This window comes from Pseudarthrobacter sp. N5 (assembly GCF_050157035.1).
GTDB lineage: Bacteria > Actinomycetota > Actinomycetes > Actinomycetales > Micrococcaceae > Arthrobacter.
Map to the genome: position 1 here is coordinate 812,295 of NZ_CP189593.1, position 14,241 is coordinate 826,535.

Here is a 14,241-nt window from a genome sequence, read left to right on the forward strand (position 1 = left end):
CCGATGTGCGCCCGCACCCGCGCCTCCACAGCACCTGCGGCGCTGACCGGTCACCCCACCGGAACGACAGCCTTCCGACCACGCCGGGACGGCGCCGCTGCCACCAGCAGGGCGGCAATTGCCACTACTGCGCTAAGGACCAGACCCGGGCGGTATTGTGCCAGCATCGCGGCCGCGTCAACCGAAGCGCCGGGCTCGCTGTGGCCGCTGATGATTGCCGTGGTGACAGCAAGGACCAGTGCGGCACCCACCTGCATGCTGGTCTGGATGAGTCCTGCGGCCAGCCCCTGCTCCGAATTGCGGATACCGGCTGTGGCCTGGACATTGATGGAGGGAAAGGCCAGGGCAAACCCGATGCCCAGCAGGATGATGGACGGCAAAATGTCCAGGGCGTAGTTGGGCGTGATGCCCACCCTCAGGAACAAGATGTAACCCAGGGCCAACGCCGCCAGCCCGACTATTATCAACCGAGGAGCTCCGAACCTTTCAATAAACTTGTCCGCAAACGGAGCCGTGCTCACCACCAGAAGCCCGGTGGGCAGGAGCGCCAGAGCCATGCCCAAGGGGCTCCAGCCGAGGACGGATTGAAGGAACATTGTGAGGATGAACTGGAAGCTGAGGTAGGAACCGAAGAGGCCCACTGCGCTGATGTTGGCCCGTGCCACCCAGCCTTCCTTGAGGATGCTGAACCGGATCAGCGGATGCTTTACGCGGTTTTCAATGATGGCGAAGGCTGCCAACACGGCGGCGGAGGCGGCGAATCCGGCGATTGTTGCCACAGATCCCCAGCCCTTCTCCGGCGCCGAAACCAATGTGTAGACCAGCCCGAGCATTCCCGCGGTCAGGGTTAAGGCACCCCAGATGTCGTGACCGCTGTCCTGTTCCTGGTCCGCCGGGTTGTCCTTGGGGATGTACAGCCGGCCAAGGATCACCACAGCGATCGCAATAGGGACGGAAACCAGGAAGGTCCAGCGCCAGCTCATGGAGGTCATCAGCCCGCCCACCACCAGCCCCAGCGAGAACCCGCTGGCTCCGAAGGTGGAAAAGATGGACAAGGCACGGTTGCGCTCGCGGCCTTCGGCGAAATTGGTGGTGATGATCGAGAATCCGGTGGGTGCCGTGAATGCTGCGGCCAGTCCCTTGACGAAGCGGGTTGCGATCAGGACAGCGGGATCGTCCACCAGGCCACCGAGCAGCGAGGCTGCCGCGAAGACGCTGAGGGCAATGAGGAATATCCGACGGCGGCCCAGCAGATCCGCCATTCGCCCGCCAAGGAGCAGGAGACTTCCATAGCCGAGCACGTAGGCGGAGACGATCCACTGCAGGGAGTCGGTGCCGAGATTGAGTTCATGGCCGATCGAGGGTAGGGCGACACCCACCATGGAGACATCCAGCCCGTCGAGGGCCAGAACGGTGCACAGGACAAGGAGTAGCAGCCATTGCGCGCGGCTCCAGCGGATGGGTGATTGCCGTTCTCCGGCTGATCTTTCAAGAGTGGAAAGTGAGGTCATGGCATCAATCTATATGACGCGTCATTCAATGACAAGGAATACTATGACGTAGCATTTATTTTCGTCGTGAACTAGAATCTCTTCATGGCAACACCGAAGGACCAGCAGCTGGTTGAGCAATGGCGCAGCATCCAGAACGCGTACTTCCGCACCGCCGGGGCTATTGACCGAGAACTGGAGGCGCGGTTCGACATCGGGCTCAACGAATTCGAGATCCTGGACCTCGTGGCGGACAGCACCGAAGCGGCCTGCAGGATGAAACAGCTCGGCGAGCGCACTCCCATGACGCAGAGCGCCATGTCCAAAGTGGTTGACCGCCTGCAGAAGGCGGGCCTGATAAGCCGGCACTCGTGCGAGGACGACCGCCGCTCGCTGTTCTTGGAACTGACAGATACCGGCCGCGCACTTCATGCGGAAGCCGCCGTCGCACACCGAGCCCTGCTGAAGGAAAATCTGTCCTGAGACTGCCCCTCGTCCTCTCGCCAGCGCCAAAAGGGGTTCACAGACCACGCCGATTGTGTTCCCATGGGAACGTAAGTCCGCCAAGATTGGGGTCTGACGGACCTATCGCAGGAGTCAATTGTGGGTAAACATTGGCGAGCCGGCCCGGAGGAACGGTCAACCGGTCCGTGCGCCATCAGTGTGCGGATCCTCTGTGCTTGCCTGGTCGTCACCCTCGGTGTCTTTGCCTTCGGCTACCAAGGTCCCGGAGCGTCATTGGCCGGCATGCGTTCCGGGACCGGCAGTGTGGGACCCGGTCCTTTGGAACCTGGGAATCCGGGGGGAGGAACGAGCGTTTCCGCGGCCTTCACCGCTGATGCATTGGCGCTGGTTTCCTTTAGCCGCACCATCGTCAGGACCACCTCAAAAGAGGGCAAACACGAGCTGAATGTTGCCTCTGCTGAGTTGAAACGGCCGCCGGCCGGATCGCTTATGGCTCCGCTCGAGACGCTCATTCCAAGTTCACCGTTCGGACTGCGGATCGATCCGATCACGGGATCCGCAGGCGAGTTCCACTGGGGCCAGGACTATGCAGCCGCCTGCGGTACCCGCGTCTACTCAGCCGATGCCGGTGTGGTCCGGGCTGTTGGCTGGCACCTCTGGGGTGGTGGAAACCGTGTGGAAATTGACCACGGAAACGGCCTCATCACCACCTACAACCACTTGCAGGCAATCGCGGTCAAGAAAGGCGATTCGGTCCAGGTGGGCGAAGTCATTGCCAAGGTGGGCACCACGGGGTCCTCCACCGGCTGCCATCTGCACTTTGAAACCATCCTTAACGGAAAGCACACCAACCCCCTCGGCTGGACCATGATTCCCATCAAGCAGATGGACGAGCTGGAGAATCTGGACATGGTGAGTTACGCACCCGTCAACGGCATTCCCGCCAGCGGGGATACCCCCAACTGGGCCATTCCCGTCTCCGGCGACAATGCCCACACCGTGCTCGGTGGCGAGCACGAACTCCCCGAGGCTCCGAACCCGGACGGTACTGTTCCACCCGCGGTGCCCGGATCGGGTCCCAGCCAATCGCCGTCGCCAAGCCCCTCTCCGACGCCCACTTCATCGGGAGCGGCGCCGACGCCAACCCCGACTGCACCGCCGACGGATCCAACCCCCACGCCGACCCCCACACCGACGCCCACACCGACGGATCCGACCCCCACGCCGACCCCCACACCGACGCCGACCCCCACACCGACGCCCACACCGACGGATCCGACCCCCACGCCGACCCCCACGCCGACCCCCACACCGACGCCGACCCCGGATCCGACGCTCCCGCCGGAGCCAACGCCAGAACCCACGGCTACAGCCACGCCGGATCCGACGCTCCCGCCGGAATCCACACCCACAACCTCTCAAGCGCCTGCGCCGGAACCTACGGCCACGCAGACGGCCACCGCCGATCCTGCGACGGCCACGGCCACGACAACGTCTACATCTACGGCGTCTGTACCCACGCCTTAGCCCATACCCAGGGCAAGGCGGCAGACTCTACGGGCGGCCGTGCGTGCGTGAGGCGGGGACTCAGGGAGAAAGCCCTGCCATGAACCCGTACCCTTGGCTGGTAGAACCGAATCACCACCGACTTCGCGAGGAAACGCCCTGTGGCTTCTCTGTACTCCATTCCCCTGACACTCAACGACGGCACCGAAACTGATTTCGGACGATTCAAGGGAGGCGTGGTGATGGTGGTGAATGTGGCGTCGAAGTGCGGCTACACGCCCCAGTACGCAGGATTGGAAACGCTCTACGAAAAATTCCAGGACCGGGGCTTCGAGATCCTGGGCGTCCCGTGCAACCAGTTCGCAGGCCAGGAGCCGGGCAGCGACGACGAAATAGCTGAGTTCTGCCAGCTCAACTTCGGTGTGACGTTCCCCTTGACCGTTAAGGCGAACGTCCGTGGCAAGAACCAGCACCCGCTTTACAGCGAGCTGACAAAATTCAAGACCGGTGTGTTGCCTGGTCTGGTGAAGTGGAACTTTGAAAAGTTCCTCGTAAACCGCGACGGCGATGTGGTGGCACGCTTTGCGCCCACCGTTGAGCCGGATTCCGCCGAGATCATTGATGCCATCGAGGATGCCCTCGCCTGACGGCGAGAGGCCAAGCAGCCACGGGAAGTAATTGCTTGGCCCAGGCGTAATCCCTCGGCTGCGGTGATCCTGAGCGGCAGTGAGCGCGGGATCCCGACGGCGTCGCTGAAGACGCGGACGAAGCGTCTATTCCGGCGAATCCGTAGTGATTCCGGGACTCTCATGCAAGGTCTCGTGCGGAGCGATAGAAGCCTCGTCGGAGGCTGCTCGGGTCTGTGCATGTGTCGCCGATTGTCCGGTGCGAATCAGGTGCCCGGGGATCAGAATCAGAAGCCGTATTCCAGTTCGCTCAGAACGATTCCCAGGGAAGTGAATCGTGGACGGCCCGGATACGTTCCGCTGAATCAATGTCGGGAAATCCGTAGGTCCCGATGCTGCCCACAGCGGTTACTCCGGTCGAGTTTGCATTGAAGGATCCGGTGAATTCGGAGAGGTCTCCTAGAGTGACTTTTTGCCTTAGTACGGTGACTCCGCGGGCTGCAAAGGCTGTATCCAGCGCCTGCCAGGTGATCCCGTAAAGCGCGGGGGCCGAGGGCCAGATCACTGCAGAGTCCTGCCTGATGAAGCCTATGTTGGCGATTGATGTTTCGGAAACCTCCCCGGTGTCCGTTGTGAGCAGGGCGTCACTAAATCCTTGGGCTCCGGCCAACTGGCCGAAGTGGATCTGGGCAAAGCTGCCGACATGCTTGATATGCGCCATCGGGCGCTGATAGGAGACTGGCAGCAGAGATTGCGGGCCTGTTGGTGCGTCCACCGGGGGGCGAAGAGTAATCATCACCGTTACCTGTCCACGGCTGGGCTCAAATAAGGTGACACGCAGATACGAATCAGGGGCCTGTGCGACAGCCAGGCGTATCTGCTCTTGCACGTTTCCGACATCAATAGATGTCCCATACAGCTCAGCGTGAGCAGTGCGCAAGCGCTCCAGATGCTGCGCGGGAGAACGCACCTTCCCTTCCCAGATCTGCATCGCGGTGAAGTGCCCATAATTCACCGCGGCCAGATAGGCGAGACCGTCGCTGCTGATTTCCGATCCGTCCACTAGTACCCGCATACCGTTCATCACGAGTCCAGCGTATGACAGCGTGAAAACTCCCTTCCCAGAAGACATGCGGTTGGGGCCCGGAGCGGCCGGACTGCCATTGGGTGGTCTGATCACAGGAATTCGCACGAGTGGGAACACGAGGCGGGCGCAGTCCGACAAGTTGTTCCGTTAGGGAATGATGTGCTGTTCCCGCATGTCGTTGAAAATTGCCATGAACATCCTCTCGGTTTCAATGTATTCATGGAATCCGGCACGTCGAGCTTTTGACCCGTCGGCGAGTACGTCGTAGTGCCAGGCGAAGACGAAGTCGCCGAAAGGCCATGATGAGACGTCGGCGTAGGGTGTCGGCCGGAGCCCATGCCGTGCCACCATCCGGTCCCACAGTTCTTCCTTGTCTGCCATGACATCGTTCAGGGACATGGGCAGTGGCGGTGCGACCTCGATGTCGAAAAATGCGGCGATTTTCGGCCACATGCTGCTCCACCGGAAAATGTCCCCGTTGGTGATGTTGAAGGCCTGGTTAGCGGTACCGGGATCGGTGGCAGCCCACACTGTGGCCTTCGCGAGGATGCCGGCGTCGGTCATTTCGATCAGGCAGTTGTAAGCGCCGGGCTTGCCGGGGAAACGCAGCGGGATGCCGAGTTCCTTGCTGATCGACGCATAAATGGCTATTACCATCGCCAGGTTCATCGGGTTGCCCAAGCCGAACCCACAAACCACGGAGGGGCGGCGCAGTGCCGACCAGGTCCATGTCTTGCCCTGCTGCCGGGATGCGAGGAATTGCTGTTGGTCGACGTTGAACTCCGGCGGCATATGCGGCGGATCGGCCTCTTTCGCCGGAGATGCGAACGGGCCGAGGTGGGCGCCGTAGACCTTGTATCCCTGCATCAGGCTCACATGCTGAAGGTCAGCCGCGACGGGCTCTATCGCATCGATGGTGTTGACGAGCATGGCAAGGTTTGGCGGGACGAGTTCGGGCCAGCTCGGGCGGTCCTGATAGGCCGCATAGAACACGTGGGTGACATCCGCAAGGCCACTGAGCTTGGCTACCGAGTCTTGCTGGTTCAGCAGGTCGACGCCGATATGCCGGACGTTGTCGGAGTCCTCACCGCCTCGTCGGGAGAGACCGATGACCTTCTAGCCACCCTCCTCCAGGAGGTGATTTATCAGATTTCCCCCAATTACCCCGTGTGCCCCAACAACCAGCGCCGTTCGTGTACTCACATCTGCTCCCATCGTAATATCGTAATATCGTCATTTTACGATCTAAGCGTTGCATCGGCATCGGGAAATCGCAAATTTACGATAAGGTGAAGAGTGTGGAAGAGCTGACCGAAGACGACGTTGTGCAGGCATTCAAAGCCCTGAGCCACCCGACGCGGCTGGCGATCCTGCAATGGTTGAAGGAGCCCCGGTCATTTCCGCCGCAGGACCAACCAGCCGAGGAGGTCGGCGTGTGCTTGAAGCACATCCAGGCCAGAGCCAAGGTGTCGCAATCAACGGCGTCCCAGTTCATGGCCGTACTCCAGCGCGCCGGACTTGTCACGAGCAACCGGATCGGGCCGTGGACCCACTACAGCCGAAACGAGTCACGAATCAGCGCCCTCGGCAGCGTCATCACGAAAAGCCTCTGACAAGCGACAACACGGCACGCCGAGTTCTTGGGCCCAACCACCTCAGCAGGGATCCCATCGCCGCATCCTTCGGTGGTGACACCTGTCCCGTTGGCGGATCGGCGGATTCAGGCGGTCATTGCAACAGGAGTCCTTCGATCAATTCGATCGGTTTTCTGAACTCTAGTCTTTTGCGTGGCCGGTCGTTGAGTTCCTGTGCGACCCAGTCGAGGTCTTCGGCGCTGTGGATGCTCAGGTCCGTGCCTTTCGGGAAGTACTGGCGCAGCAGGCCATTGGTGTTTTCGTTGATGCCCCGCTGCCAGGGCGGGTGCGGGTCGCAGAAGTAAATGTCGATACCGGCGTCTACTTTCACGGTTTTCCAGTCCTGCATTTCGATGCCTTGGTCCCAGGTGAGTGAATGCCGCAGCGCCTCGGGGAGCGTCTTGATCTTCGCGGTCAGTGCATCCCGCATCTGCTCGGCCTTGTACCCGTCCGGCAGGTGCACGAGCACCGTGTAATTGGTGGTCCGCTCGACCAGCGTCCCGATCGCGGACTGATTCCCCTTGCCGATGATGAGGTCGCCTTCCTTACGATTTTGTTGTGGGTGACTTCGGAGCTGTCGTAGTGTTTCGATCACCCTCGGGTGGTGGGTATGGCCCAGATCTCCCTGCCGCTTGGACGGCTCACTGGGAATGGCCGCCCGCTGCCCGCCGATGACTCGACCGCTGATTGAGACTTACGACATTGATCGTTGGGTAAGGACGTGCCGGCGTGGTTATCGACAGGGGCCAACCAAATTGGAGCTGATCGAAGGGACCGAAAGACATGCCGGACGTGTGGGCAGGAATCGACTCGGGCAAGAGTGCCCATCATTGCGTTGTGATCGACCAATCCGGGACGGTGCTGCTGTCAAAACGGGTCGAGAACGACGAAACCGCGTTGCTCCAGCTCATCGCCGAAACCGCGGAGAGCGCGGCCGGTGGTGAGATCTGCTGGGCTACTGATCTGAACGCCGGCGGCGCGGCGCTGCTGATCGAGCTGCTGGCAGCACACGCTCAGCACCTGCTCTATATCCCTGGACGGATCGTGCATCACGCCGCAGCGACCTATCGGGGGATGGAAAGACCGACGCGAAAGACGCCAGGATCATCGCTGACCAGGCCCGCATGCGCACCGACCTGCAACCCGTTCGCAGCGCAGACCAGATCAGTGTGGACCTGCGTATGCTCACTGCCCGCCGCACCGATCTGATTTGCGACCGTGTCCGGGCGATCAACCGGCTCCGGGCCACCTTGTTGGAATACTTCCCTGCGCTCGAGCGGGCCTTCGACTACTCCAAGAAGGCTCCTCTGACCCTTCTGAGCGGCTATCAGACCCCCGAGGGCATCCGCCGGATAGGACTGACGCGGCTTACTGGCTGGCTGAGAAAACGCGGCTGCCGGAACAGTGCAAAGATGGCGGAGAAGGCACTTGCGGCTGCAAACGCCCAGCACACCGTCCTGCCTGCCCAATCCATGGGATCGGCCCTGGTCGTCCGGTTGGCCGATCAGATCAGCTCAACCGATGCAGAGATCGCAGACGTCGATGCCCAGATCACGGACCTGTTCAGGCAGCACGACAGCGCCGATGTTCTGCTGAGTATGCCTGGGTTCGGGCCCGTACTCGCGGCTACTTTTCTCGCGAACATCGGCGGTAACCTGGACGGATTCGACTCCGTCGACCGGCTCGCCAGCGTCGCCGGGTTGGCTCCGGTCCCACGCGATTCCGGCCGGATCAGCGGAAACCTGCACCGGCCGCGCCGATTCAACCGCAGACTCCTCCGAACCTGCTACCTCGCCGCCCTCTCCAGCTTGAAAAACAGCCCCGCTTCCAGAACCTACTACGACCGGAAACGCGGCGAGGGAAAGTCCCACAAACAGGCGCTTATCGCACTTGCCCGACGCCGCATCAACGTCATCTGGGCCATGCTCCGCGACCACACCGAATACCGGGAGCCGGCCGCCGCCATTTGCGTCCAGGCTGCTTGACAACAGCATTGAGATTCCCAATGCCCCGGCACCGCACGGTCCTGAACCTCTGGAGGACGCTCGGAGACATTGATCATCCCCGGGATCCGGTTCTTCCGCTGGCCGGCCTTCCTGCAGGGCTGCCTGAGTGCACGTCCGGTGCGTAAACACGCGGCCAGATCGCGGTTGAGTGCTCCGCGGGACTGAACGTAAAGGCACTGGTAAATCGTCTCAGGTGACACCCGCATCTCCGGCTCATCGGGAAACTCAACCCGGAGTCGTCCTGCAATCTGCTCCGGCGAGTACTTCTTTTTCAGGTCCTCTTCCACCTTCGCACGCAGCACCGTGTTCGTGTGCAGTTTCGCCGGTTTCGGCCGCGAGGCCCGCTCATACGCCAGCGCGTGAGCCGAGGTGCCCCGGTAGGGCAATCCTGCCACCGAGTTGCGCCGCAGCTCCCTGGACACCGTCGAGGCCGATCTGTCGATTACAGCCCCGATCTGCCGCAGTGATTGTCCTTGGGCGCGCAGCACCGCGATCTCCTCTCGTTGGGCGAAGGTCAGGCAACGGCCCTTCAAATCCCGGCCGCGGCGAGGCCTGACACCCCCGGCCTCCGCGAGGACCCGGCGCCCGGTCCGCCTGCTCGTATTGATCGGCGCAACGGCGTCCGTGATGAAATCACCGGCCTGCATCCCGGCCCAAAACAGCTGCAGAAGATCCGGTCTTACGTAAATCGAATACCCCGCCATGACAACACCCATCCGCTAAGTGTTGCAATCACCACAAGAACCCAAGGAACCTTCTGTGGACGGCGTTGCTTGAGGCTGATCGTAAGGCCTGCGATTCCGAAGAGTTCGGCGGAGTCGGGCAAGAGTACGCAGATCCGGTTCACCCCTCCGGCTTCGGCGAGCAGCGTGTCGGCGACGGCACGGCCTACCGGTTGGGGGAGACTTTTGTGCGGCCATCACGTCGCCGCCTTGACGACGGCGGCGAGCTCGGCGTGCTTGATTCGTGCAGCCGGCAGTCCTACTGTTTGCTTCAAGACGTGGCAGACCTTCGCACTGACCCTGCAAACGAGAGGCTCGTGGTTTCGATGAAATCGCTGTGGTTGGATCGGCAATCGGGCTTCACGTCCGATGAATTTGAAGTGCAAGAGCACTACGACGTTGTGGTTGTCGGAGCAGGCCTGACAGGTCTGGTGACCGCGGTGCTTTTGGCCAGGGCCGGGCAACGGGTGGTGGTTCTGGAGGCGCGGACCATCGGGGCGGTGAGCACGGGCAACACCACGGGCAAACTGAGCCTGCTCCAGGGCGGGATGCTCTCGGCTCTTCGCAGCCAATACTCGCTCAAAATGGTGAAAGCATACGTTGACGCCAACCGTGCCGGCCAGGCGTGGCTGCTCGACCATCTCCAGACGCACGGCGTACCCTTCCAATACAGAACAGCCTCTACCTTCGCGACGTCCGAAGAGGGCGGACGCCGGCTGCGCCAAGAAGCTGCCGTATCGCGGGACGCGGGTCTGGATGTCCACTTCGCTCGCGACAATGGCCTGCCGTTTCCTGTCGTCGAATCGCTTGAGCTGGAGAACCAAGCGCAGTTCCATCCAATGGACGTGCTCGATGCCCTTGCCACGGAGATTCAGGAGCTCAAAGGAAGCGTCGTTGAGGGCGTGCATGTACAGAACGTTGTCTCCGGGAAGCCCCTTGAGGTGGCCACACGTCACGGCGGCGTCACAGCCGACACCGTCGTGTTGGCCACGGGTGCTCCCATATTGGACCGCGGCCTCTACTTTGCCAAGGTGGTGCCGAATCGCTCCTATGCAGCCGCCCTCCGTCTGCCTGACGGTGCGGCCCCGCCGTCGAGCATGTACCTGTCGATCGATGCGCCCACGCGTTCCCAGCGCGGATACCCGGCCGCGGATGGGGAGCTGCTACTTGTCGGCGGCTACGGGCACCAGGGAGGCAGGGCTGCATCGCCCAGGCAGTATCTGGACGAGCTGCTGGCCTGGGCTGTCGCAAACTACCCCGGCGCACAGGTGACCCACACATGGTCCGCCCAGGACTACCAGGCCACCAACCTCATGCCGTTCTTCGGCCGGCTGCCGCGTGGCAAGGGCAGGATTCTCTTCGCCACGGGCTACAACAAGTGGGGGATGACCAACGCAGTTGCAGCGGCCCTGTCAGTCTCTGCAGAAATTCTGGGTGGGCAGCCGGCATGGGCCACCACTATTCACCACCGGGTGACGTCACCGCGAGGGGTGGCCGCCTCTGTGCGCTTCAACGCCGGTGTCGCGCTCCGGATCATCGAAGACAACAACGGGCTCAAGAACGGGCCCGAGATCACCGACGAAACCCGACCTGCCGAAGGTGTGGGTGTTGTGGGCCGATACCGCGGAAAACCGGCAGCTGTCTCCACCGTGGATGGCAAGGTGTGCCTGCTCTCGGCGAGCTGCACGCATCTGAGCGGGCTCTTGACCTGGAACGATGCCGAGAAGTCCTGGGACTGCCCCCTCCACGGCTCCCGCTTCGGAGCGGACGGCAAACTGCTGGAGGGGCCGGCAACGCACAATCTTCCGACGTCGCCGACTTGGAAGAACGGCACCAGCGGCCGTTAGGGCTTGCGAGTAAACCGGGCCGCAGGCCCGCAACTACCGTTGATCCCGATGGTTGCTCCGGAGCTGCCCCCGAGTAAACCTATGAGTGCCGTGCCTGTCCAGGCCGCAGCTATTAACGACATTGCTTTCATTTATCCCCCCGCCGTTTTTGGCCATCAGTCACGCCCACCGGGCGCAACACCGTAGTTTTTTCAACATGCCCACCGCAGTTTCCACAGTGTTTGCCCATTGTCTGGTTGGATAAAGGTTACTGAGAGGGACACTGGAGACATCGGTCTGCACCCAACCAAGAAGGCAGCAATGGAGCACATCGAGGCCGAACACCCCCGGCCACGCCACTTTCTACTCCACCTGAGCGACCCCCACCTGTTGGGAGGTCCGGAACCCCTTCACGGTGTGGTTGACAGTGAAGCCCGCCTCATCCAGCTCTTTGAAGAAGTCCATGCCTCAGGTGCCCGTCCTGAAGCTGTTATTTTCACCGGCGACCTGGCGGACCGGGGCGATCCCGAAGCCTATGCCAAATTGCGTGCCATCGTGGAACCGGCCTGCAAGGCCCTGAAAGCCAAGGTCATCTGGGCCATGGGAAACCACGACAACCGGGCGAACTTCCGCACCGGGCTGCTGGATCAACCTGGAGACGATGCGCCAGTGGACCACAGCTACTTCGTCAACGGCCTCAGGATCATCACTCTGGACACAACAGTTCCCGGTTTCCACCACGGTGAACTCAGCCAGGCCCAGCTGGACTGGCTCTCGGCGGAACTGGAAACACCGGCCCCGGACGGCACCATCCTGGCGCTGCACCACCCGCCGGTACCGTCGGTGCTGGACCTCGCGGTGCTGGTGGAACTCCGCGGCCAGGCCGCCCTTGCCGCCGTAGTGCGCAACTCCGATGTCCGCACCATTCTGGCGGGTCACCTGCATTATTCGACGACGGCGAGCTTCGCCGGCATCCCGGTGTCGGTCGCCTCCGCCACGTGTTACACCCAGGACCTCAACGTGCGAGTGGGCGGGACGCGCGGCCGCGACGGGGGCCAGGCGTTCAACCTGGTACACGTCTACGAGCACACGATCGTGCACTCAGTGGTGTTGCTGGGCAGCTCACCCACCGTGGGAGAGCATGTCAGCGCGGCTGAGACGCAACGGCGCCTGGCTGCAGCCGGTATCCGTATCCCACAGAACGCCAAACCCGAAGGCGTGGCCAAGGTGCCGAGCCGTTCCGCCCGGTGATTGGGCGTCGTCCTACTTCTCCCAGGGCGCCTTGATGGGGTAATACTTTTCCAGGAACTCGGTGACAAGCTGCGCGCGTTCTTCGGCGGGAACCTCCGGGAAGCTGCCGTCATTGAGGCAGAAGAAGTCCATGTTGCGCTTGGCCAGGAGCTTTGGCAGGTAGTTCAACCCGGACCGGGCGGTAGTGTCCACGTACCGGACCCTCGCGGCTGTCTGGGTGACGGCCCGTCCGGTGAGCAGAGCATAGTAGTGGTAAAAAGAGTTGGTCACGGAGATGTTGTCCGCGGCACGGAACCTGCTTGCAGCCGTCTTTCTGAATTCGGCCGGAAACTCGCTTTCCATCGTGGACACTACGCTTCGCCTGAGGGGTGCTGCCGTGTGCTCCAGATGACGGGTGGTGATCCGGCCGAACCGGGTCCACAACAGCTTGCGGTTCACCCGGGCCGCATTTTCAAAGCCGCTTCGCTGGGCGTCGTTGTCGCCCAGCCCAATGCGCGTCTCCGCCTCGATAAACTTGGTGATCCCGCCGGGCGTGAAGAACATGTCGGGGCCAACCGGGCGGCCAAAGAACATGTCGTCGTTGGAATAAAGGAAGTGCTCGGACAAGCCCTCGATGTTGTGCAGCTGGCACTCCACAGCTTGCGAATTGTGGGTGGGCAGCACCGTGGGGTCGGCGAAGAATTCCTCGCTGCGGACAATCGTCACCGAGGGGTGTTCCGCGAGCCACTTCGGGGCGGGGGAGTCTGTGGCAATGAAAATCCGCCGGATCCATGGCGCAAACATGTAGATGGACCGCAGCGCATACTTGAGCTCATCGATCTGCCGGAAGCGGGCCTCGTGGTCGTCGCCTTCACCTACCACCACGCCAGCCATCCGTGCAAGGCGGGCAGCGATGTACTCGGGTGAGCTACCGTCCACCCAGGAGAACACCAAATCGACGTCGAAACTGATGTCGCTCGCGTGGTCGGCGAACATGTTCTCGATAGTGGGCCAGGTATGTCCGTAGCGCTCCACCGTTCCGCGGACGGCGTCCTGAGTGAGCATGGTGCGCCGGGTCAGGGAATTCTCGATCGGCAGGATCAGCTGGTCGCCTTCGAAGCTCCAGAGCTCAATCTGGACACCGGCGGAAGATCCGAAGTCAAAACCGCCGTCAGGTTCCACCCGCGGACGGTACAGGCGGAAAATCCTGGCCTGCCGGTTGGAGGAAAGCTCGCCGTCGGCCACCAGTACAGATGATTTCTTCTTCGCATCAACGGTCATGGAGTACACCGGCTCGTTGCAGCAGGCCTCCACTAGTGCCGATCGCAGTTTCTTGCGGTCTTTCCAGTCGAGCGCAATCACCGGTCGGTGGTTGTTTCCGCGTACCAGGAGATAGTCCAGCCCGGCCCCGGACAGTACGTTCCGGAGAAAAAGCAGATCCTCCACCATGGCCTGGTACGGCGTCCGGTTATGGTTGATCAGCGCATAGCGGCCGCGGTGCCTGACAATGTCAGAGCGGTTCTTAAGGCGTGCAACAGCAGCCGGCGAGGTGACTTCCGGATGGCTGCCGCCGTCCTCGGATGCCTGGCCACCGTAGTAAACATCGTCCTGGACCGTAGTGTCTGTAATGGTGTTTCTCCGAGCTGAAA

The 14,241-nt window shown here is 61.9% G+C and carries 10 protein-coding genes and 3 pseudogenes; 7 read left to right on the plus strand and 6 right to left on the minus strand.

The features are described 5' to 3' along the window. Positions 1-50: 50 nt before the first annotated feature. Positions 51-1,511 carry an MFS transporter gene (locus tag ACQCST_RS04130; RefSeq protein WP_426998076.1) on the minus strand — a complete coding sequence of 487 codons (1,461 nt, stop codon included), beginning with the start codon at positions 1,509-1,511 and terminating at the stop codon, positions 51-53. Between the two features lie 84 nt (positions 1,512-1,595). Between ACQCST_RS04130 and ACQCST_RS04135 the strand changes: the two genes are divergently transcribed. The 3 genes from ACQCST_RS04135 (at position 1,596) to ACQCST_RS04145 (ending at position 4,108) form a co-directional block, all read left to right on the plus strand. Then, entirely contained in the window at positions 1,596-1,973 is a 378-nt protein-coding gene (locus ACQCST_RS04135) for a MarR family winged helix-turn-helix transcriptional regulator (protein ID WP_426998077.1), read from the plus strand. A 120-nt stretch (positions 1,974-2,093) separates the two neighbouring features. Further along, positions 2,094-3,482 carry a M23 family metallopeptidase gene (locus tag ACQCST_RS04140; RefSeq protein WP_426998078.1) on the plus strand — a complete coding sequence of 463 codons (1,389 nt, stop codon included), beginning with the start codon at positions 2,094-2,096 and terminating at the stop codon, positions 3,480-3,482. A 140-nt stretch (positions 3,483-3,622) separates the two neighbouring features. After that, positions 3,623-4,108, plus strand: coding sequence for a glutathione peroxidase (locus ACQCST_RS04145; protein ID WP_426998079.1), 486 nt, complete (start codon positions 3,623-3,625; stop codon positions 4,106-4,108). Between the two features lie 289 nt (positions 4,109-4,397). Here ACQCST_RS04145 and ACQCST_RS04150 read toward each other — a convergent pair whose 3' ends face one another. Both ACQCST_RS04150 and ACQCST_RS04155 read right to left on the minus strand, forming a co-directional pair. Continuing rightward, positions 4,398-5,171, minus strand: a complete 774-nt coding sequence (locus ACQCST_RS04150; protein ID WP_426999070.1) for an aminotransferase class IV — start codon at positions 5,169-5,171, stop codon at positions 4,398-4,400. A 150-nt stretch (positions 5,172-5,321) separates the two neighbouring features. Beyond that, the gene (locus tag ACQCST_RS04155; protein ID WP_426999071.1) at positions 5,322-6,284 is read right to left on the minus strand and encodes an SDR family oxidoreductase; all 963 of its coding nucleotides are present in this window, start codon (positions 6,282-6,284) and stop codon (positions 5,322-5,324) included. A gap of 188 nt (positions 6,285-6,472) precedes the next feature. Between ACQCST_RS04155 and ACQCST_RS04160 the strand changes: the two genes are divergently transcribed. Further along, complete coding sequence (locus ACQCST_RS04160) at positions 6,473-6,787, plus strand: ArsR/SmtB family transcription factor (protein ID WP_426998080.1); 315 nt, start codon at positions 6,473-6,475, stop codon at positions 6,785-6,787. 115 nt (positions 6,788-6,902) lie between these two features. On the opposite strand, the pseudogene ACQCST_RS04165 reads toward ACQCST_RS04160, so the two are convergent. Next, positions 6,903-7,352 (minus strand): annotated as a pseudogene (locus ACQCST_RS04165) (IS30 family transposase); the annotation flags it as partial. Between the two features lie 239 nt (positions 7,353-7,591). On the opposite strand from ACQCST_RS04165, the pseudogene ACQCST_RS04170 reads away from it, so the two are divergent. After that, positions 7,592-8,793 (plus strand): annotated as a pseudogene (locus tag ACQCST_RS04170) (IS110 family transposase). A 14-nt stretch (positions 8,794-8,807) separates the two neighbouring features. On the opposite strand, the pseudogene ACQCST_RS04175 reads toward ACQCST_RS04170, so the two are convergent. Further along, a pseudogene (locus tag ACQCST_RS04175) lies at positions 8,808-9,530 on the minus strand (IS30 family transposase); the annotation flags it as partial. A gap of 332 nt (positions 9,531-9,862) precedes the next feature. Here ACQCST_RS04175 and ACQCST_RS04180 point away from each other — a divergent pair. Together ACQCST_RS04180 and ACQCST_RS04185 are read left to right on the plus strand one after the other, a co-directional pair. Beyond that, positions 9,863-11,383 carry an FAD-dependent oxidoreductase gene (locus tag ACQCST_RS04180; protein WP_426999072.1) on the plus strand — a complete coding sequence of 507 codons (1,521 nt, stop codon included), beginning with the start codon at positions 9,863-9,865 and terminating at the stop codon, positions 11,381-11,383. A gap of 300 nt (positions 11,384-11,683) precedes the next feature. Further along, complete coding sequence (locus ACQCST_RS04185) at positions 11,684-12,613, plus strand: phosphodiesterase (RefSeq protein ID WP_426998081.1); 930 nt, start codon at positions 11,684-11,686, stop codon at positions 12,611-12,613. Positions 12,614-12,625: 12 nt separating this feature from the next. On the opposite strand, the gene ACQCST_RS04190 is transcribed toward ACQCST_RS04185, so the two are convergent. Next, positions 12,626-14,041, minus strand: a complete 1,416-nt coding sequence (locus ACQCST_RS04190; RefSeq protein ID WP_426998082.1) for a stealth family protein — start codon at positions 14,039-14,041, stop codon at positions 12,626-12,628. Positions 14,042-14,241 lie beyond the last annotated feature (200 nt).